The organism is Microbacterium sp., from assembly GCF_035556355.1.
Lineage (GTDB): Bacteria > Actinomycetota > Actinomycetes > Actinomycetales > Microbacteriaceae > Microbacterium.
Genome location: NZ_DATMFG010000045.1, coordinates 1 through 16218 on the forward strand (window position 1 = coordinate 1; position 16218 = coordinate 16218).

Sequence of the window (16218 nt, forward strand, 5' to 3'; positions counted from 1 at the left end):
TTGCTCACGTGTTACTCACCCGTTCGCCACTGATCCCACAGAGCAAGCTCCGTGTTCACCGTTCGACTTGCATGTGTTAAGCACGCCGCCAGCGTTCATCCTGAGCCAGGATCAAACTCTCCGTAAAAAACGAAACCACAATCCCCACCAAAAAGCAGAACCTGCGACGAGTTCAATCATGACCAAAACAGAATGCCATCACTGACAATCCATGAATTGATCCAAAAACCCCCACCAACCAAAAATGGCCAGCGGAAATAAATTGGCATTTGACAAGTGCACGCTGTTGAGTTCTCAAGGATCGGACGCTCCCACGGTCGGGTCTCGCGACCGTGCCCGAGGGGCGACTTCCTGTTCGTCCGCTCCGTTCCGTCTGTCGAACCGATCTGCTCGAGATCTTCAGATCTCGACGGCAGACGATGACCGCGGTCCACGGAGTGGACTTCCCATCCTAGACCCGGAGGTCATGTCTCACAAGGAGAGTTGATCGGATGGGAGGTGGTTCTCCACTTGAGGGGGCGGGGCTCTCAGCCTCAGCGCTCTTCCCTTTGGGGCGAACAGGTAATACTGTACGTGGCTTGCCGAGGAGCGGCAAATCGAGGCGCGATCCCGGGCGTGTCGCGCTCCTTCGAGTGTGTATGCACGCTCCGTTCTTCCCGTTGCGCCCAGGTCGGCGAGGCCTCAGACGACGGCCGAAGCCGTCTCGTGCCGGACCACGCTCGGCCCCTGAGCAGTGGCCTCCACGACCAGCTGCGCCGGCAACTGCTCCTTCATCGCGGCGACGTGACTGATGAGCCCGACGGTGCGCCCACCCTGCCGCAGCTCATCGAGGGTTCGCATCGCGAGGTCGAGCGTCGCCTCGTCGAGCGAGCCGAATCCCTCGTCGATGAAGAGCGTGTCGAGGCGCACGCCGCCCGCGCGTGCGGTCACGACTTCGGCGAGCCCGAGCGCGAGAGCCAGCGACGCGAGGAACGTCTCGCCGCCCGACAGCGACTGCGCCGGTCGCGCCTGGCCCGTGTGGGCGTCGACGATCTCGAGCCCGAGTCCGGATGCGACGTTGCGCGCGGCCCGCGCATCGCTGTGCTGCAGGCGGTAGCGCCCGCTCGACATCTCGCCGAGCCGGAGGTTCGCGGCCTCCACGATCTCCTCGAGCTCGGCAGCGAGCACGAACGATTCGAGCGTCATGCGGCGAGTGTTCGGTGGCCGGCCGGCCACCGTGTTCGCCAGCCGCGAGACCGCTTCGCACTCTGCTGCGAGCTCGGCGATCCCGTCTTGCGCTTCGACCGCGCGGCGCACGAGGTCGTCCAGGCGCTTCGCCGTCTGCGCCGCGCGAGCGGCAGCTTCGACCGCGGCCTTCTCTTCGGCGAGCGCCCGATCGCGCGCGGACGCCGCGGCGTCGACGTCGGGTGCGGCATCCGCCGCCTCGCCCAACTCGTTCTCCAGCTCGCGCACGCGTTCGGCCTCTGTGGTGAGCGCGACCTCGTGCGCACGCACGCGCTCCGACAGTACGGTGCGCTCCGCCGGGTCGAGGAGTGCGGCCTGGGCATCCGCATCGTCGGTGAAGTCCGTCGCGGCGACACGCGTCGCCAGGTCGGCTCGCGCCCGAGCGAGCGACGCCTCGGCGCCGGCGTGATCCTCGAGGGCGGTGATGAGAGCCAGGGCGAGTCCGCGGCGCTGCTTGGCCGCGGCGATGCGCGCGGCAACGGACTCGAAGTCATCGCGAGCCTCCGCCACAGCGCTGCGAAGCGTCTTGGCTTCGGCGGTCGCTGCGGCGACCTGCATCCGCAGTTCGGCGAGCGTCGCAGTCGCCTGGTCGAGCTCGAGTCCTGCCGCGGCGTCGAGCTCGACGAGACTCGCGCGCTCGGCGGTGAGCTGTTCAGAGCGGCGCTGCGCGTCGGTCGCAGCGGCAAGCGAGCGCTCGGTGGCGACCTTCGCCTCGGCGAGCGCCGCCACGGACTCGCCGCCGGCACGCGCCAGTGCGCCGCTGTGGGCATCGCGGACGGCCTTCGCTGCGTCGGCCGCAGCCGCCTCGTCTTTCGCCGCGCGATCTCGCGCCGCCTCGGCGGCCGCGACCTCCTCGTCGGTGACGGGCGCCTCGGAAGCCGCGGCCGGTGACGGATGCTCCGTCGACCCGCACACCGCGCACGGCTCACCGTCGACCAGCGCGGTGGCGAGTTCTGCGGCATGGCCTGCGAGTCGCCGCCGCAGCAGCGCGGTCACCGCGGATTGCGCCGACTCGTGGCGACCGGCGGCGGCGAGGTGCGCCTCGTCGGCGACCCGAAGCTGCTTCTCGAGCCGCTCCGCCTCATGCGCCGCGGTCAGACGCTCATCGAGCGCGGCGAGCCGCGTGCGCAGGTCGTCCACGCGCCCGGCGCCGGCGAGCACCTCGCGCAACTCGGCGTCGATCGCCTCGAGCCGAGCCGGGACGAGCCGGCGGCGCTCCTCGATCTCTGCGATGTCGCGTTCCAGTGCGACGACCCGTTCTTCATCTGCCGCGAGTCGCTTCTCGAGGTGCGCGAGCTCGTCCTCTTGCTCGGCGACCGCGGCCCACACGGCGAGCTGCCCGGTCAGCTCATCGACGAGTCCCCGCAGCTGCTTGACGTCGTCGTCGGCCGAGCCGCCGACGCGCTCCCATGCCTCGCGGTGGGTGCTCAGGGCCTCCGCTGCGCGCTGCGCGGCCGCATCCGCGGTGGCAACCGCTTCTATCGGCGCTCGAAGCGCCTCGGCGGCGATCGCGCGCTCGACCCGGGTGCGGTCGGCGGCGATGCGGTCGGCGTCCTCCTCGAGCGCCGCCAAGCGGGCGCGCGCGGCGGTCAGCTGCTGCTGTTTGGCGTGGAGGGCTTTGACCGCGGCGAACGCGGCATCGGCATCACGGGCCGTGGCGGTGGCGACCGACTGTTGACCGGCGAGCACGTCGGCCCGCGACCGCGCCGAGCGCACGGACCGTTCCGCCTCGGCGAGGCGGTCGGCGAGCGAGGTCGCGGGCCCTGTGCCCGAAGAAGCACCTGGGTCGTCCGGGGGAGCCGCGGGCGGGGCATCCGTCGATTCGGGTTCGCTCGCGCCGTCGGCCAGACGCTCGAGCAGGTGTCCTGCGGCACCGAAGCCCTCCCATGCCCCTTCGGCCGCAGCGAGTCGCTCCGCCTCGCCCAGAAGCAGCTTCACGCCGTCGCCCGCCGCCGCGAGCGCGGCTTCGGCATCACGGCGGCGCTGCTCCAATGCCTCTTGATACTGCTCGTACGTGCGCGTGCCGAACAGCCGACGCAGCAGTTTCTGCCGCTCGTCACTGCGGGCGAGGAGGAACTCCGCGAAGCGGTTCTGCGCAAGGAGGATCACCTGCAGGAACTGCTGCTGACTCAGTCCGAGCACGTCGTCGAGCGCGAGCGCGACATTGCGCGAGCCGGATGCCCGACCGATCCACTCGCCGCCGACGAGCTCGTCGAGCTGGGCGTCCGCGCTCACGAGCGTCGTGCCGGTGCCGCGCCTCTTCGCGCGCTCGTACTCGGGCGAGCGGGTGACGCGCCACCTGCGTCCGCCGGTGGTGAACTCGACGGAGACCTCGGTCGGATCATCCGGACCGCAGTAATCGCTGCGCAGTCGCTTCTCGGCTCCGTCGTACCTCGGCACTCCCCCGTACAGGGCGAAGCACACGCCGTCGAGCACGCTCGACTTGCCCGCGCCGGTGCGGCCCGCGATGAGGAAGATGCCGTCGTCGGCGAACGCGTCGAAGTCGACGACCTGACGATCGCGGAAGGGCCCGAAGCCCTCGAGCTCGAGCCGGTGGAGCCTCACGCCTGTGCCTCCGCGGCGACGCGCTCCCCGATGATCTCGCGGATGAGCTCCTGCTCGCGGGCGTTCGCACCCTCGCCCTCGCGCACGTGGGCGAGAAAGGCGTCGAGCAGCTCGGCGTCGCTGCGCGCGGCGCGCACACGGCCGGCGTATGTCGACCCGTCGGCGGCGGCCGCGTTCGCCGGAAGGTGCACGACGGCGGCGCAGTGGGCGAAGCGCTCCTGCAGACGGCGCATCGGGTCGAGCTGCGGGGTCGGATCGGTGTAGCGCGCGCACACCCAGGCGTCGGCGAACTCGTCGAAGCGCCCGTCGGTGAGCAGCTCGTCGAAGGTCGCCGTGAGAGTGACCAGGCGGCGCGGCACGGGGAGGTCGAGCCATTCCACCGACGCGAGTCCTGACGCGTCGAGCTCGACGAGCCAGGACCCGCGCGGCTTGTCGCCCTCGCCGAAGCTGTAGTGCAGCGGCGCCCCCGCGTAGCGGACGCGCTCGGACAGCTGCTGGCGCCCGTGGATGTGCCCGAGCGCCACGTAGTCCGGCCCCTCGAAGTACGAGAGCGGCACGACGTCGAGCGTGCCCTGGCGGATCTCGCGCTCGACTCCGGGCGTCGCCTCGACCCCCGCCGCGAAGCAGTGCGACATCACCACCGACCGACCGCCGCGCGACGCGAGGTCTTCGCGCACGAGCGACATCGCATGCGCGATCGTCTCAGCCTGCGTGCGCAGCTCGGCGCCGGGCCACATGTGCCGCACGAGCGCCGGCTCGAGGAACGGGATGCCGTAGAAGTGCACCGGCCCGGACTCGTCGTCGATCGTGATGGGCGAGCCGACCGACCGCGGGTCGGTGATCACGTGCACGCCGTCGCGCAGGAGCCCGGACTGGAACCCGAGCCGCGCGGCCGAGTCGTGGTTGCCGCTCGTGACGATGACGTGCGCGCCCGCGCCGCTGAGCGAACGCAGCGTGTCGCTCAGCAGCGGGAAGCACGCCGCCGACGGCGCCGCCGAGTCGAAGACGTCACCCGCGACCACTACGACGTCGACCTCATGTTCGCGGACCTGCTCGACGAGAGCCTCGAGCACACCACGGAGCGCCTCGAGCGTCGAGTGCCCGTGGAACGACCGGCCGATGTGCCAGTCCGAGGTGTGCAGGATCCGCATGCCACACACCGTATGTTCCGGCTCCGACATCACCGGTGAGCCTCGCGGTGCTTCGCCCGGATGCCCGGCCGCCGTTCAGATCACGGGGTCCGTCGAGCGTTCGTCGCGCCGGCGTGCGGTCATGTCGGCGACGCCTGCGACGAGCGCGAGACCGAGGAAGATCCCCACGGAGATGAGGCCGATCACGTACGCGTCGTGGAACACGACCATGCGGGGCGCATCGGATCCGCGCTCGTTGTAGATCGTCGCGTAGAACAGCGAGAGGGCCACCGCCGTGCCGACCGAGGCTCCGATGCGCTGACCGAGCTGCCCGACCGATCCGGCGACGCCGCCTCGCCGCACCGGCACGTCGGCGAGCGTGAGCGTCTGGTTCGGCGACACCACGAGGCCGCCCGCGAATCCCGACAGGAAGAGCACGACCGCCATGATGTACGGCTGCGAGCCCGTCGGGGCGAAGTAGGCTGTGATCGCCATCGCGCCGACGCCGACGAGCACGCCGACGACACCCCACACGACGAGCGGTCGGCCGATGCGCACCACGAGGTTGCCGCCGATCCACGACGCGAACGCGCTGCTGAGCGCGAAGCCGACCGTGACGAGCCCGGCGAACACGGGCGCGAGCCCGAGACCCAGCTGGAGATACAGCGTCGTGAGCAGGAAGAGCGCCGGAAGGGCGGCGAACTGCGCGGTCGCCAGGAGGGTCCCGTTGCGGTAGGACGACAGCCGGAAGAGGCTGAACGGGATCAGCGGGCTCTTGCCGCCGCGGTCGTAGCGGCGCTCCCACCACACGAAGGCGGCGGCCAGCAGCACGAAGGCAACGAGCAGCCACCACCGCTGCGGGTTGTCGTCGGGCGAGCCCGTCGTGAACAGGAACGGCCACAGCAGCGCGAGGACGGCGCCGCCGAAGAGCAGCACGCCGACCGGGTCGAGCTCGAGGCGGCGCCGGGAGCGCTCGCGCGTCGACGGCAGCACCCACACCGCGAGCGCGATCGCGATGAGGCACAGCGGCACGTTCATCCAGAAGATGCCGCGCCACCCGTCGGTGGGTCCGCCGATCGCGATGAGCAGACCGCCGAGCGTGGGTCCGAACGCCGTCGAGATCCCCACGGCCGCGCCGAAGAGCCCGAACGCGCGCCCGCGCTCCTTGCCGTGGAACAGCTGCTGGATCATGCCGAGCACCTGCGGCATCTGGATGCCCGCACCGATGCCCTGCGCGAGCCGCCCGATCATCAGGACGGTGGTCGTCGGAGCGAGGGCGCACACGAGGCTCGTGACGGTGAACACCGAGAGCCCCGTGATGAACAGCGCGCGGCGCGATCGCTGGTCGCCGATGCGACCGGCCGGCACGAGCGCCAGCCCGAAGGTGAGCACGTAGCCCGACACGATCAGCTGCAGCTCGGTCGAACTCGATCCGAGGGCAGCCTCGATCGACGGCAGCGCGACGTTGACCTTGCTCAGGTCGAGGATCGTGATCGCCGCGACGGCGACGCACACCCAGTACGCCCGCCAGCGCTGATTCGGATTGAGAGGTATGTCACGCGTCGGGGGGTGCGCGTCTGGGGTCGCCACGCTCGACAGGCTATCGGCGTCCGGACACGAGCCGTCAAGGCATCCGGATGCCGCCACCGACGCATCGAAAACTGCCAACACATCCGGCGGCGGAAATGTCGGAACCCCTCCCTAAGTTCGAGACATCGGAACCTTGGAGGAATCATGCTCTCGACGATCTACGCGAGCGAAGTGCTGTTCCGACACGACACGGAGCTCCGCGCCAGGGAGGCCCGCATCGACGAGCTTCGACGGGAGCGCCTGGCCGCGCTGGCCGCTGAGGCGGCGCAGCGCTCGCCCCGGCCGCGCCGCAATGCGTGGCCCCGGCCGATCGGAGTCGCGCACGGCGACGCCTTGCCCGCGTGCGCATGAGGCGCCGCAGCTGCTCGACCGCGGTGATATGACGGCGATGTGACAGAGAAGAATCCGCCGTGCCCCGACTCGGAACGAAGTGGGCGCGGCGGATCTCACATCCTGGACTGCGTCAGGACGTTCCGGTCGCGATCTGCTTGGCCAGCTCCTGCACCTCGGAGTCAGGCAGCTCGATCGACGAGTCGTTCAGCCGCTGGCGCAGCACATGGGCGATCTCGTCGATGGACTTGTCTCCGACGTCCGAGCGCGTCTGCACCACGATGCCCGCGACCTTGTCGACTTCGGATGCCTCGTTCTGAGCGAGCATCGGAGTGTCTTGCGCCTGCTCCGGGTCGAGCGGGCGCTTGTCGCCTCGCATCTCCGCGGCACGGTCATCCGTGTTCTCGTGCTCCATGTCGGCTCCTCTCGACCCTCCCAGCATCCCTGCGAGCCCGGGGACGGAGCGAGGGGTTGACGAGACCGACCGATCCGGTTAGCGCCGGCCGCTGGCAGGTCAGAGGGCGCGGCTGCGAAGGATGCCGCTGCGCTCCGGGTGCGCCTCGAACCAGTCGGCGACGTACCAGCAGACGGGGATGACCTCGCGGTCGCCCTGCGCCTCGAGCTCGGCGACGGCGCGGTCGACCAGTTCGCCCGCGTAGCCGTGGCCGCGGAAGGTGGGAACGGTGTAGGCGCGCGTCATCGCGACGGTGCGACCGTCATCTCGATAGTCGAGAACGCTGACCAGGTCGTCGCCCAGGTGCAGCGTGTAGCGCGATGCGTCGGTCTCGTTGGTGAACCGGAACTCCTTCACCCTGACAGGCTACGTCTCTCCCGCGACGTCAGGGCAGAGCCGCGCTTTCCCGCGACGCCCGGTCACGTGGGCGGATCGATCGCCTCGACCTTCAGCAGCCGGAAGTCGTGCCGGCGCAGCAGGGTGAGGATGAGCGACCGGAACGGGCCGAACGCTCTGCGACCGCGATCGGCCGGGAAGGGCTCGACGGCGGTGACGCGGTACCACTGTCCGCGGTGGAGAACCTCACCGCCACCGGCGACGACGTTGCGGTACCAGTTCACCTCAGGACCGTACGTGAGCTCGGCGATGATTCCTTCCGGCACCTGCGCGAGCACGAGCGGCGCCTCATAGATCCTGCCGCTCTTGCGCCCGCGGTGACGCACGAGCGAGAACGGCCCGCGACCGGAACGGGCCGCGGCGAGTGTCGTGGGGTTCAGCCGCCGCTGGATGAAGCCGAGCCACCAGCGCCTGATTCGACCCTGAGCCATCGCTTCTCCCATTCATAACGTGACGTGATTTGACGCATAAGGACACCTTCGGTCATAATCGCCGTCATGACTGACAACGCACGCTCTCTGTCCGCCTGGGAGGCGAACGGGACTGCCGGCATGATGATGGCCGGCCGCGTTGTCATGTGTTGTCGAATGTGCATGTGATCCGGTGACCCAGCCGGACTCGATCGGTTCTGCTCCTTCTGCGAGCACCGCGCATCGAGTCCCCGAGCACCGACACGGCGACTGACGTCGTTTCGTCGCGCGCTCCGCACCCGGCCCACACGGCCGGCCCTCACAACACATCCGAACCCCCACGAGGCGATCAGCCCGGGTTCTCACCGCAAGGACTCCCACTCCCATGTCGAACACCGCTCTCCTCGACCGCCCCACGACCACCACCACCCGTCACCTGCGCGCCGTCACCGGCCCGGTTCCCACTATCCGCCGCACGACGGCCCCCGCACAGCCCTCCACCCCCGCACCGGCGCCGACCGCCGCCCTGCCGGTCGGCACCGCGCCGCGCGGCTTCGCCCTGTACGTCGGCATCGACGAGGCGAAGGCCGCGGCATCCGGCGTCTCGCTCGGCGTCCTCGTCGACGCGCTGCGCCGCACCCTCGCCGAGCTCGCCCCCAACGCCGAGACGTACGCGACCGTCGCCCTCGCCCCCGTCGGCTCGGGCGGACGCGACGTGGACGTCGTGCGCCTCGCGCTGCACGAGCCGTCGGCCGTCGCCCGCGCGAAGCAGCAGGAGCCCGACGAGGACGAGCGCACGCCCGCGGGCGTCGTCGTCGACATCTCCCGCAAGCGCGTGCTCATCGACGGCGAGTCGGCCGCGTTCACCTTCAAGGAGTTCGAGCTGCTGCAGTACCTCGTGCTCCGCGAGGGCCGCACGATCGAGCGCGCCGAGCTCGTGAGCTCGCTGTGGCAGGGAGCCGGCGAGGACGACGTCCCCGGCGAGCGCACGATCGACGTGCATGTGCGCCGCCTGCGGGCGAAGCTCGGCCGCTATGAAGACATCGTGCGCACGGTGCGCGGGGTCGGCTACCGCTTCGACCGGCATGCCGACGTCGTCATCCGCTACGGCCACGGCTCGCCGTCGCCCGACCGGTTCTGATCCCGCGCGCGTCCGGCATCGTGGATCTGCGGATGTCGCGACGACGACGTATCGTGAGCGCATGAGGTCGTCGGGGGTGTTCCCCGTGCGCGATGCGCGCGGGGCCGTTTCCCGCGACCCCCGGCCCGAGCACGGCCGTCCCCTCGAGACCGAGTATCGGCCGCGGCATCCGCTCGATCTCGCGCGGACGGTGCTCATGCAGCGGCGCGGCTACGGCGACCCCACGATGTGCGTCGACGGCTCCGTCATCTGGCGCGCGAGCCGCACGCCCGAGGGCGTCGCGACGCTCGCGCTGCGCGAAGTGTCGCGCGGGGTCATCCGCGGCGCGGCGTGGGGGCCCGGCCGCGAATGGGCGCTCGCACAGCTGCCGGCGCTGTGCGGTGCGCAGGATGATCCGGGTGGGTTCGATGCGTCGCGGCATCCGCTGATCGCCGACGCCCATCGGCGCAATCCCGGACTCCGCCTGAGCCGCACAGACCTGGTGTTCGACGCTCTCGCGGCGTCGATCATCGAGCAGAAGGTCACGAACATGCAGGCCTTCGGCGCGTGGCGGCGCATCCTCACGTGGTACGGCGAACGCGCACCAGGACCCACGCCGCGGCCGATGTTCGCGCCGCCCACGATCGAGGGGTGGCGCCGCGTGCCGTCGTGGGCATGGCACCGTGCCGGGCTCGAGCCGCCGCAGGCGCGCACGATCGTCGAGACGGCGCGCCGCGGCGATTCGATCGTGCGTGCGGTGACCGCGGCGCCCGACGGGGAAGTGCGCGACCGCGTGCTCACGAGTCTGCGCGGGGTCGGCGTGTGGACGTCGGCGGAGACCCGCATCCGCGCCCTCGGCGATCCCGACGCCGTGAGCGTCGGCGACTACCACCTCGCGAACGAGGTCGGATACGCGCTCATCGGCGAGCGCGTCGACGATGACCGGATGCTCGAACTCCTCGCCCCGTGGAGCGGTCAGCGCCAGCGCGCGATCCGTCTCATCGGGCTGAGCGGCGTGCGCGAGCCGCGCAAAGCCCCCCGCCTGCACCCCGAGGACCACCGCGACCGCTGACCGCGCGGACCGTGATGCCAGAATGTGCGGATGGTCGCGTCGCGCGTGCGTTGGGAGGATGTGCCCGCGCGCGTACAGGACGCCGTCGCGGAGCTCTTGGGCTCCTCCGTCGTGGACGCCGTGTCGCAGCCGGGCGGCTTCTCGCCCGGGTCCGCCGACATCGTGACGTGCGCCGACGGCCGCCGCGTCTTCGTCAAGACGGCGACATCGGACGTCAACCCCGAGGTCGTGCCGATCCACCGCAGCGAAGCGGCCAAGGCCGCGGTGCTCCCGAGCGTCGTGCCCGCGCCGAGGTTCCTCGGCTCAGCCGACGGCGACGGCTGGACCGTGCTCACGTTCGAGCTCGTGGACGGGCGGCATCCCGCGGTGCCGTGGCGCGACCATGAGCTGTGCGCCGTGCTCGACGCGCTCGCGGCGACGGCGCGGGCGCCGCTGAGCGCCGAGGCCCGCGCGGTGATCCCGCCCATCCACACGGGACTGCGGCCGCTCGCCGAGTCGTGGAAGGAACTGCTCGCCGAGCCCGATCCGGTCGTCGTGCCGCTGACCGAAGCTGACGGCGTCACACTCGCCGATGCGGAGGACGTCGAGTGGGCGGTGCGGCACGCCGCGCGGTGGATCGCCATGGCGGATCGTGGTGTCGAGCTCGCGGCGGGTGACGCGCTTGTGCACTTCGACGTGCGGGCCGACAACGTGCTGCTCACGCCGGCGGGCGACGCGGTGCTCATCGACTGGCCGTGGGCGCTGCTCGGTGCGCCGTGGGTCGACGCCGTCATGCTGCTCGTCGACGTGCGGTACCGCGATCCGGGGTTCGATGTGATCGCCGCGGTGGACTCGCACGAGGCGTTCGAGGGGGCGGATGCGGCGACGATCGCCGCGATCGTGGCGCTGATGGCCGGATTCCTGCTCGAGAAGGGCCGGCGACCCGACCCGCCGGGGCTGCCCACGCTCCGGCGCTTCCAGCGGCTGCAGGGCGCGGCCGCGTCGCGCCTCTTGCGCGAGCTCGTCGGCTGATCTCGGCGCCCTCGATGTCGGAGGCGCCTGTCAGACTGGGGTTCTCCGCGGCGCGGCCGGGCGCGGCATCCGTCATTCCCCCTTCACATTCCAGGAGCGAACATGCCCAGCCTCAATCCGTACCTGTCGTTCCAGCGAGAGGCCCGGTCGGCCATGCAGTTCTATCAGGGCGTCTTCGGCGGCGAGCTCGACATCTCGACCTTCGGCGAGTACGAGGGCATGGTGCAGGACGCGAGCGAGGCCGACCTCGTCATGCACGCGCAGCTCACGACGCCCGATGGGTTCGTGCTCATGGCGTCCGACACCCCCGCGGGCGTCGAGTACCGCAAGCCCGCCGGCATCGCGGTCTCGGTCAGCGGCGACGAGGAGCAGAAGCTCGAGCGGTTCTGGTCGGCGCTCGCGGACGGCGGCACGGTCACGCTGCCGTTCGACGTCCCACCGTGGGGCGGGCGCTTCGGCATGCTCACCGACCGGTTCGGCATCGATTGGATGATCGCGTACACGCCTCCGCGGGAGTGACGACGCGGGTGCCTCGGCCCCTCGCCGCGCGCCGTAGGCTGAGCGCATGAGCGATCGACGCACGGGCTGGCCCAAGGGGCGCATCGGATGGGCCGTCGGCACCGTCGTGCTGCTCGGTCTCGGTGCGCTCGTCGGCACCGTGCTCGGCAGCGTCGTGCTGGGCCTGGTGATCGGCATCGTGATCTCGATCGGATGGCTCATCGCGTACGAGTCGTGGCGCGGCAAGACCCCCGGTCTCAACGACCCGTGGGACGACGGCGCGCAACTCTAGACCTCGCCGAGAGGACTGGCAGAGGACTGGCCTTCGCATTCGCGTGCATCGTATGGTGAGGCCAGGAGGTGAGCGACATGCAGGCGAAGGTCGGTGACCGCGTCATCATCCACGGGCGCACCGTCGGCGCGCCGGACCACTCCGGTGAGGTGGTCGAGGTCCGTGGACATGACGACGATCCGCTGCTGGTGGTGCGGTACGACGACGGGCGCGAGGCGATCCTCTCTCCCGGAAGCGACTGCGAGATCCGGCACGCGGGCTGACTGTCGCGGGCGCCGGACCGCGGCGCGGATCCGGCGCCCGTCGCTCCGCTCCCTCACCGCTCGCTCGCCCGAGCCTCAGCATCGTCGATCGAACGGAGGCCCGACATGGCCGTCATCACGAGTCGCGAGTTCCACGAAGCATCCGGAGTCGCCGACTGGCGCGCGACCGCCGCAGGCGCCGCCGCCTACTTCGACACACGCGACTTCAATGCGGGTGCGGCATTCGTCGCCGAGATCGCGAAGCTCGCGGATGCCGCGAACCACCACCCCGACGTCGACCTGCGCTATCGCGGGGTGACCGTCCGCGTCGTGACGCATTCGGCGGGTGGGCTGACGCAGAAGGACGTCGAACTCGCGCGGCAGATCTCCGAAGCGGCCGACCGTCTCGGCATCGCGTCCGACCCGTCGAGGCTCCCGCCGCCGACCGATCCGACGACCGGCGGCAGTCCCGACTGAACGCGGTCCTCACTCGCGGTTCCACGGGGTCACGTCACATCTCCGGCCTGAGCGTTGTCTCTCTGGTAGGCGCATTGATCGCCGCCGCAGAGGGAGGAATCGCACATGAAGCTGGTCGTCGCGGGTGGAACAGGAGCCGTTGGCACGCACGTCGTCGACGTGGCAAGGGGGCGCGGGCACGATGTCGTCGTGCTGTCGCGCCGCACGGGCACCGACGTGCGATCGGGCCAGGGCCTCGCCGACGCGATCGCAGGTGCCGACGTCGTCGTGGACGTGCTCAGCACCCAGACGCTTTCGGCCGACGTGTCGACCGAGTTCTTCACCACGACGACACGCGCGCTGCTCGACGCCGAGAAGCGGATCGGAGTTCCCCACCACGTCGCCCTGTCGATCGTCGGCATCGATCGCGCGCCGTACGGTTACTACGTCGGCAAGCTCGCGCAGGAGCGGCTCGTCGAGACCGGCGCCGTCCCGTGGACGATCCTGCGCGCGACGCAGTTCCACGAGTTCGCGGGGCAGACCTATGAGCGCGCCACGCTCGGGCCGCTTCACCTCGCGATCCGCATGCGCACGCAGCCGATCGCCGCACGCGAGGTCGCGGAGAGGCTCGTCGAGCTCGCCGAACAGCCGCCCGCGGGTCGGGCGCGCGACCTCGGCGGTCCTCGTGAAGAGAATCTCGCCGACATGATGCGCGCCTACGCGCGGGCGAAGGGCTCCCGCGCCTGGATCCCCGCGATCTCGCTGCCCGGCGACGGTGGGCGCCGCCAGCGCGACGGGTCGCTGCTCCCCGGCCCCGACGCGCAGCTCGGCACGCAGACGTTCGACGAGTGGCTCGCGGCCCAGCGGCTCTGATCCGGACGACCAACACACGGATGCCGCGACCCCACCCCCAAGGGCAGAAGGTCGCGGCATCCGGCCTGGAGGCGGACCCGAGAGGTTACCCCAGAGATTCGGCCGGGCTGAAGCCCTGACCGTTGAACTTCAACACGACGACGCCGTTCATAGCCGGAAGTCCGTCGACGGTCGTATCGATCACCCCGCCCGGCAGCAGGAATGGCGCCTCGAATCCGGAGATCGAGCGAAGGGCTTCCATGAAGCTCTCCCGTGTCGGTTGTTCCATCTTCATGAACGCCTGCTCGAGCACCGACGCGCCGATCCAGCTCCAAACACACTGCGGGAAGGCCGGGACGCCGTCCTGCGACGTGTACTCCGCGAGCGCATCCAGGAACGCCTCCGAATCCGGGCTCTCATCAAACGCCGGCGACCCTGCCACCAGCGACGACGCAGTCGAGTAGATGCCGGGGAATCGGTCCGCAACGCCGGACGGGATGAGCAGCGTCTGCGGACTCGACGTCGTTGACGGGAGGAACAGGCTGGGGTGCCAACCCACCGAATCCGCCTGCTGCAGTGCACCGATGACGAGCGGCGGAAGTGACGACATCGCGTTGAAGAAGACGTCCGCACCCGTTGAGGCGAGGTCGGTGATCTGCGCTGAGACGTCGACGGCCGTCGCTTCGAACGTGAGTTCTTTGACGATCTCGACGTTGTCCGCGTCCGCGATCGCTTCCTTGAAGCCTTCGACGTAGCCACGGCCGAAGTCGTCATTCTGCGAGAGGATTGCGACCTTGTGGTCATCTGCGGACGCCGCGAGAAGTTCGCCGAACGCCTCGCCCTCCTGCTGATAGATCGGCAGCAGACCAAGTTGCCACGGACTCTCCTCGCGGTCGCTGAAGATCGGGTCGCCGGTTTGGAGCAGCACCTGCGGCACCCCTTCCGCGATCGCCGCCTCCCGCCAGGCCCGGTTCGTCGGAGTGCCCAGGCTGAGCGCGGCGCCGAACACGCCGTCAGCAACCATCTGCTGGAAGTTCGCCAGTGCGCGCTGCGGGTCATAGGCGTCGTCGTATGCGCGGAACTCGACGGTACGCGTCTTGCCATCGCCGAACGTGATCCCGCCCTCGGCGTTCTTGGCTTCGAAGTACGCGACCGCCCCGTCCACCGCACATTGTCCGACGCCGGCCGCGTTGCCCGTCAACGGTGATGTCGTGGCGAACGTGATCGATGTGTCCGTGATCCCGGGCGAAGGCTCTACGGCGTCATCCGCCGAAGCGGCCTCTTCCGACCCTCTCGCGCAACCGGTGAGCATGAGACCCGCGATGCCGACGGCAGCGACTGCGGCAGTCATTCGTCTGCGGGTGATCGTGTTCTTCATACGAACTGAGCCTCCATTGGTCTCGGTCCCTTCCACGCGCTCGGCGTCGAGCGCGATCAAAGCCCAGATGACAGCAGGTCTCGGGCAGTGGACTGTCGGCACAATGGTGCGCAACGGGGACTAATTCGGTCAAACAGAACAAACTGAGGAATAACCACGGATGAGGTGTGGAATATGATCTCCGCATGACTGACGACCCGGTCGCCGGTTCCCTCACGCGGGGAGACGTGACGCTGAGGCAGCTCGCGCATTTCGTCGCGGCCGCCGAAGAAGGCACGATCAGCGGGGCTGCTCATCGGCTCCACTTCTCGCCGTCCGCCATATCGGCATCGATCTCCGAACTTGAGCGCGCCCTCGGCGCGGAACTGTGTGTCCGACGCCGGGCACAGGGCGTCACACTGACCCCCACCGGCCAGCTCGTGCTCACCCGAGCGCGCCGGCTCCTCATCGATGTCGCGGAACTCAGCTACGCCGTACAGGGTGACGGTTCCGAGCTCGTCGGCCCCCTCAGCATCGGATGCTTCGTCACGCTTGCGACAACCGTTCTCCCCCGACTGCTCGATGAGTTCGAGCAGAGGCACCCACGAGTGTCGGTCGATTTCATCGTCGGCGCGCAGGACGAACTCCACCAGGCGCTCGTCGCAGGTCAGCTCGACGCCGCGATCATGTACGACATGGACGGCACGGAGAATCTCGATCGCTTCCAGCTCTTCCGCGCGCGCGGCTACGCGCTGTTCGGTGAGAACCATCCGCTCGCCAAGCGTGACGTGGTGACTCTCGAAGAGCTGGCTCCGTTGCCGCTCATCCTGTTCGACCAGAGCCCGAGCACGCGTTACGCCATGTCGGTCTTCGAGGCGCGCGGTCTCGTGCCCAACGTACGACATCGCACGCACGCCTTCGAGCTGACGAGGTCTCTCGTCGCGCGATCGGACACGGCCTACGCGATTCTCGTCCAACGGCCCGCCAACAAGATGAGTTACGAAGGGCTGCCGATCATCGAGAAGGACATCGTGCCTCCGCCGGCGGCCGTATCGGTCGTTTTCGCCTGGGCGAAGGATGCCGAGCTGTCTCCGCGGGCCGACGCGCTGGGCGAATTGCTGCGCGAGCAGTACCCGACGCCCGCCTGAATCCATCCGACTCCCTCTTCAGAAGCCAGGGGTATTTGCACCGAAACCGTGCATATTGCCCTAATTGTTCT

General features: G+C 69.7%; 17 protein-coding genes and 1 rRNA gene. 10 read left to right on the forward strand and 8 right to left on the reverse strand.

Features of this window, described 5'->3' with window-relative positions; translation table 11 throughout:
- From VNR19_RS12855 to VNR19_RS12870, 4 genes are all read right to left on the reverse strand, one after another.
- A 16S ribosomal RNA gene (locus tag VNR19_RS12855) occupies positions 1-127 on the reverse strand; the annotation flags it as partial.
- A gap of 554 nt (positions 128-681) precedes the next feature.
- Positions 682-3789: an SMC family ATPase gene (locus VNR19_RS12860; RefSeq protein ID WP_325727365.1), complete on the reverse strand. Its 3108-nt coding sequence runs from the start codon at positions 3787-3789 to the stop codon at positions 682-684.
- Positions 3786-4940: an exonuclease SbcCD subunit D gene (locus VNR19_RS12865; RefSeq protein WP_325727367.1), complete on the reverse strand. Its 1155-nt coding sequence runs from the start codon at positions 4938-4940 to the stop codon at positions 3786-3788. Before VNR19_RS12865 ends, VNR19_RS12860 begins: the two co-directional genes overlap by 4 nt.
- Positions 4941-5015: 75 nt before the next feature.
- Positions 5016-6509 (reverse strand): MFS transporter, encoded by a 1494-nt coding sequence (locus tag VNR19_RS12870; protein WP_325727369.1) that lies wholly within the window; start codon positions 6507-6509, stop codon positions 5016-5018.
- A gap of 144 nt (positions 6510-6653) precedes the next feature.
- Here VNR19_RS12870 and VNR19_RS12875 point away from each other — a divergent pair, with 144 nt between their 5' ends.
- Positions 6654-6860: a hypothetical protein gene (locus tag VNR19_RS12875; protein WP_325727371.1), complete on the forward strand. Its 207-nt coding sequence runs from the start codon at positions 6654-6656 to the stop codon at positions 6858-6860.
- 112 nt (positions 6861-6972) lie between these two features.
- Here VNR19_RS12875 and VNR19_RS12880 read toward each other — a convergent pair whose 3' ends face one another.
- The 3 genes from VNR19_RS12880 to VNR19_RS12890 form a co-directional block, all read right to left on the reverse strand.
- Complete coding sequence (locus VNR19_RS12880) at positions 6973-7254, reverse strand: hypothetical protein (RefSeq protein ID WP_325727373.1); 282 nt, start codon at positions 7252-7254, stop codon at positions 6973-6975.
- Positions 7255-7353: 99 nt separating this feature from the next.
- Positions 7354-7650 carry a GNAT family N-acetyltransferase gene (locus VNR19_RS12885; RefSeq protein ID WP_325727375.1) on the reverse strand — a complete coding sequence of 99 codons (297 nt, stop codon included), beginning with the start codon at positions 7648-7650 and terminating at the stop codon, positions 7354-7356.
- A 62-nt stretch (positions 7651-7712) separates the two neighbouring features.
- Complete coding sequence (locus VNR19_RS12890) at positions 7713-8120, reverse strand: PNPOx family protein (RefSeq protein WP_325727377.1); 408 nt, start codon at positions 8118-8120, stop codon at positions 7713-7715.
- Positions 8121-8484: 364 nt separating this feature from the next.
- Between VNR19_RS12890 and VNR19_RS12895 the strand changes: the two genes are divergently transcribed.
- The 8 genes from VNR19_RS12895 to VNR19_RS12930 all read left to right on the forward strand — a co-directional run bounded on the left by VNR19_RS12895 (position 8485) and on the right by VNR19_RS12930 (position 13663).
- Positions 8485-9240 (forward strand): winged helix-turn-helix domain-containing protein, encoded by a 756-nt coding sequence (locus VNR19_RS12895; RefSeq protein ID WP_325727379.1) that lies wholly within the window; start codon positions 8485-8487, stop codon positions 9238-9240.
- 61 nt (positions 9241-9301) lie between these two features.
- Entirely contained in the window at positions 9302-10291 is a 990-nt protein-coding gene (locus tag VNR19_RS12900; RefSeq protein WP_325727381.1) for a DNA-3-methyladenine glycosylase family protein, read from the forward strand.
- Between the two features lie 30 nt (positions 10292-10321).
- Positions 10322-11302: a phosphotransferase family protein gene (locus VNR19_RS12905; protein ID WP_325727382.1), complete on the forward strand. Its 981-nt coding sequence runs from the start codon at positions 10322-10324 to the stop codon at positions 11300-11302.
- 102 nt (positions 11303-11404) lie between these two features.
- Positions 11405-11821 (forward strand): VOC family protein, encoded by a 417-nt coding sequence (locus tag VNR19_RS12910; RefSeq protein WP_325727383.1) that lies wholly within the window; start codon positions 11405-11407, stop codon positions 11819-11821.
- A 46-nt stretch (positions 11822-11867) separates the two neighbouring features.
- Positions 11868-12092, forward strand: coding sequence for a hypothetical protein (locus VNR19_RS12915; RefSeq protein ID WP_325727385.1), 225 nt, complete (start codon positions 11868-11870; stop codon positions 12090-12092).
- Between the two features lie 77 nt (positions 12093-12169).
- Positions 12170-12355, forward strand: a complete 186-nt coding sequence (locus tag VNR19_RS12920; RefSeq protein ID WP_325727541.1) for a DUF1918 domain-containing protein — start codon at positions 12170-12172, stop codon at positions 12353-12355.
- Positions 12356-12460: 105 nt separating this feature from the next.
- Complete coding sequence (locus VNR19_RS12925; RefSeq protein WP_325727387.1) at positions 12461-12811, forward strand: 4a-hydroxytetrahydrobiopterin dehydratase; 351 nt, start codon at positions 12461-12463, stop codon at positions 12809-12811.
- A 105-nt stretch (positions 12812-12916) separates the two neighbouring features.
- The gene (locus VNR19_RS12930) at positions 12917-13663 is read left to right on the forward strand and encodes an SDR family oxidoreductase (RefSeq protein ID WP_325727389.1); all 747 of its coding nucleotides are present in this window, start codon (positions 12917-12919) and stop codon (positions 13661-13663) included.
- A gap of 85 nt (positions 13664-13748) precedes the next feature.
- Here the strand turns inward: VNR19_RS12930 and VNR19_RS12935 are convergent, their stop codons facing one another.
- Positions 13749-15020: an ABC transporter substrate-binding protein gene (locus VNR19_RS12935; RefSeq protein ID WP_325727391.1), complete on the reverse strand. Its 1272-nt coding sequence runs from the start codon at positions 15018-15020 to the stop codon at positions 13749-13751.
- A 185-nt stretch (positions 15021-15205) separates the two neighbouring features.
- Between VNR19_RS12935 and VNR19_RS12940 the strand changes: the two genes are divergently transcribed.
- On the forward strand, positions 15206-16147 hold the full coding sequence (locus tag VNR19_RS12940; protein ID WP_325727393.1) for a LysR substrate-binding domain-containing protein: 942 nt from the start codon (positions 15206-15208) through the stop codon (positions 16145-16147).
- The last annotated feature ends 71 nt before the right edge of the window (positions 16148-16218 follow it).

What these genes read in the sequence shown, in the direction of transcription:
- VNR19_RS12865 (WP_325727367.1), bottom strand. Translation starts at nt 4,940, where the DNA reads ATGCGGATCCTGCACACCTCGGACTGGCACATCGGCCGGTCGTTCCAC.
- VNR19_RS12875 (WP_325727371.1), top strand. Translation starts at nt 6,654, where the DNA reads ATGCTCTCGACGATCTACGCGAGCGAAGTGCTGTTCCGACACGACACG.
- VNR19_RS12880 (WP_325727373.1), bottom strand. Translation starts at nt 7,254, where the DNA reads ATGGAGCACGAGAACACGGATGACCGTGCCGCGGAGATGCGAGGCGAC.
- VNR19_RS12890 (WP_325727377.1), bottom strand. Translation starts at nt 8,120, where the DNA reads ATGGCTCAGGGTCGAATCAGGCGCTGGTGGCTCGGCTTCATCCAGCGG.
- VNR19_RS12895 (WP_325727379.1), top strand. Translation starts at nt 8,485, where the DNA reads ATGTCGAACACCGCTCTCCTCGACCGCCCCACGACCACCACCACCCGT.
- VNR19_RS12900 (WP_325727381.1), top strand. Translation starts at nt 9,302, where the DNA reads ATGAGGTCGTCGGGGGTGTTCCCCGTGCGCGATGCGCGCGGGGCCGTT.
- VNR19_RS12905 (WP_325727382.1), top strand. Translation starts at nt 10,322, where the DNA reads ATGGTCGCGTCGCGCGTGCGTTGGGAGGATGTGCCCGCGCGCGTACAG.
- VNR19_RS12910 (WP_325727383.1), top strand. Translation starts at nt 11,405, where the DNA reads ATGCCCAGCCTCAATCCGTACCTGTCGTTCCAGCGAGAGGCCCGGTCG.
- VNR19_RS12915 (WP_325727385.1), top strand. Translation starts at nt 11,868, where the DNA reads ATGAGCGATCGACGCACGGGCTGGCCCAAGGGGCGCATCGGATGGGCC.
- VNR19_RS12920 (WP_325727541.1), top strand. Translation starts at nt 12,170, where the DNA reads ATGCAGGCGAAGGTCGGTGACCGCGTCATCATCCACGGGCGCACCGTC.
- VNR19_RS12925 (WP_325727387.1), top strand. Translation starts at nt 12,461, where the DNA reads ATGGCCGTCATCACGAGTCGCGAGTTCCACGAAGCATCCGGAGTCGCC.
- VNR19_RS12930 (WP_325727389.1), top strand. Translation starts at nt 12,917, where the DNA reads ATGAAGCTGGTCGTCGCGGGTGGAACAGGAGCCGTTGGCACGCACGTC.
- VNR19_RS12935 (WP_325727391.1), bottom strand. Translation starts at nt 15,020, where the DNA reads ATGAAGAACACGATCACCCGCAGACGAATGACTGCCGCAGTCGCTGCC.
- VNR19_RS12940 (WP_325727393.1), top strand. Translation starts at nt 15,206, where the DNA reads ATGACTGACGACCCGGTCGCCGGTTCCCTCACGCGGGGAGACGTGACG.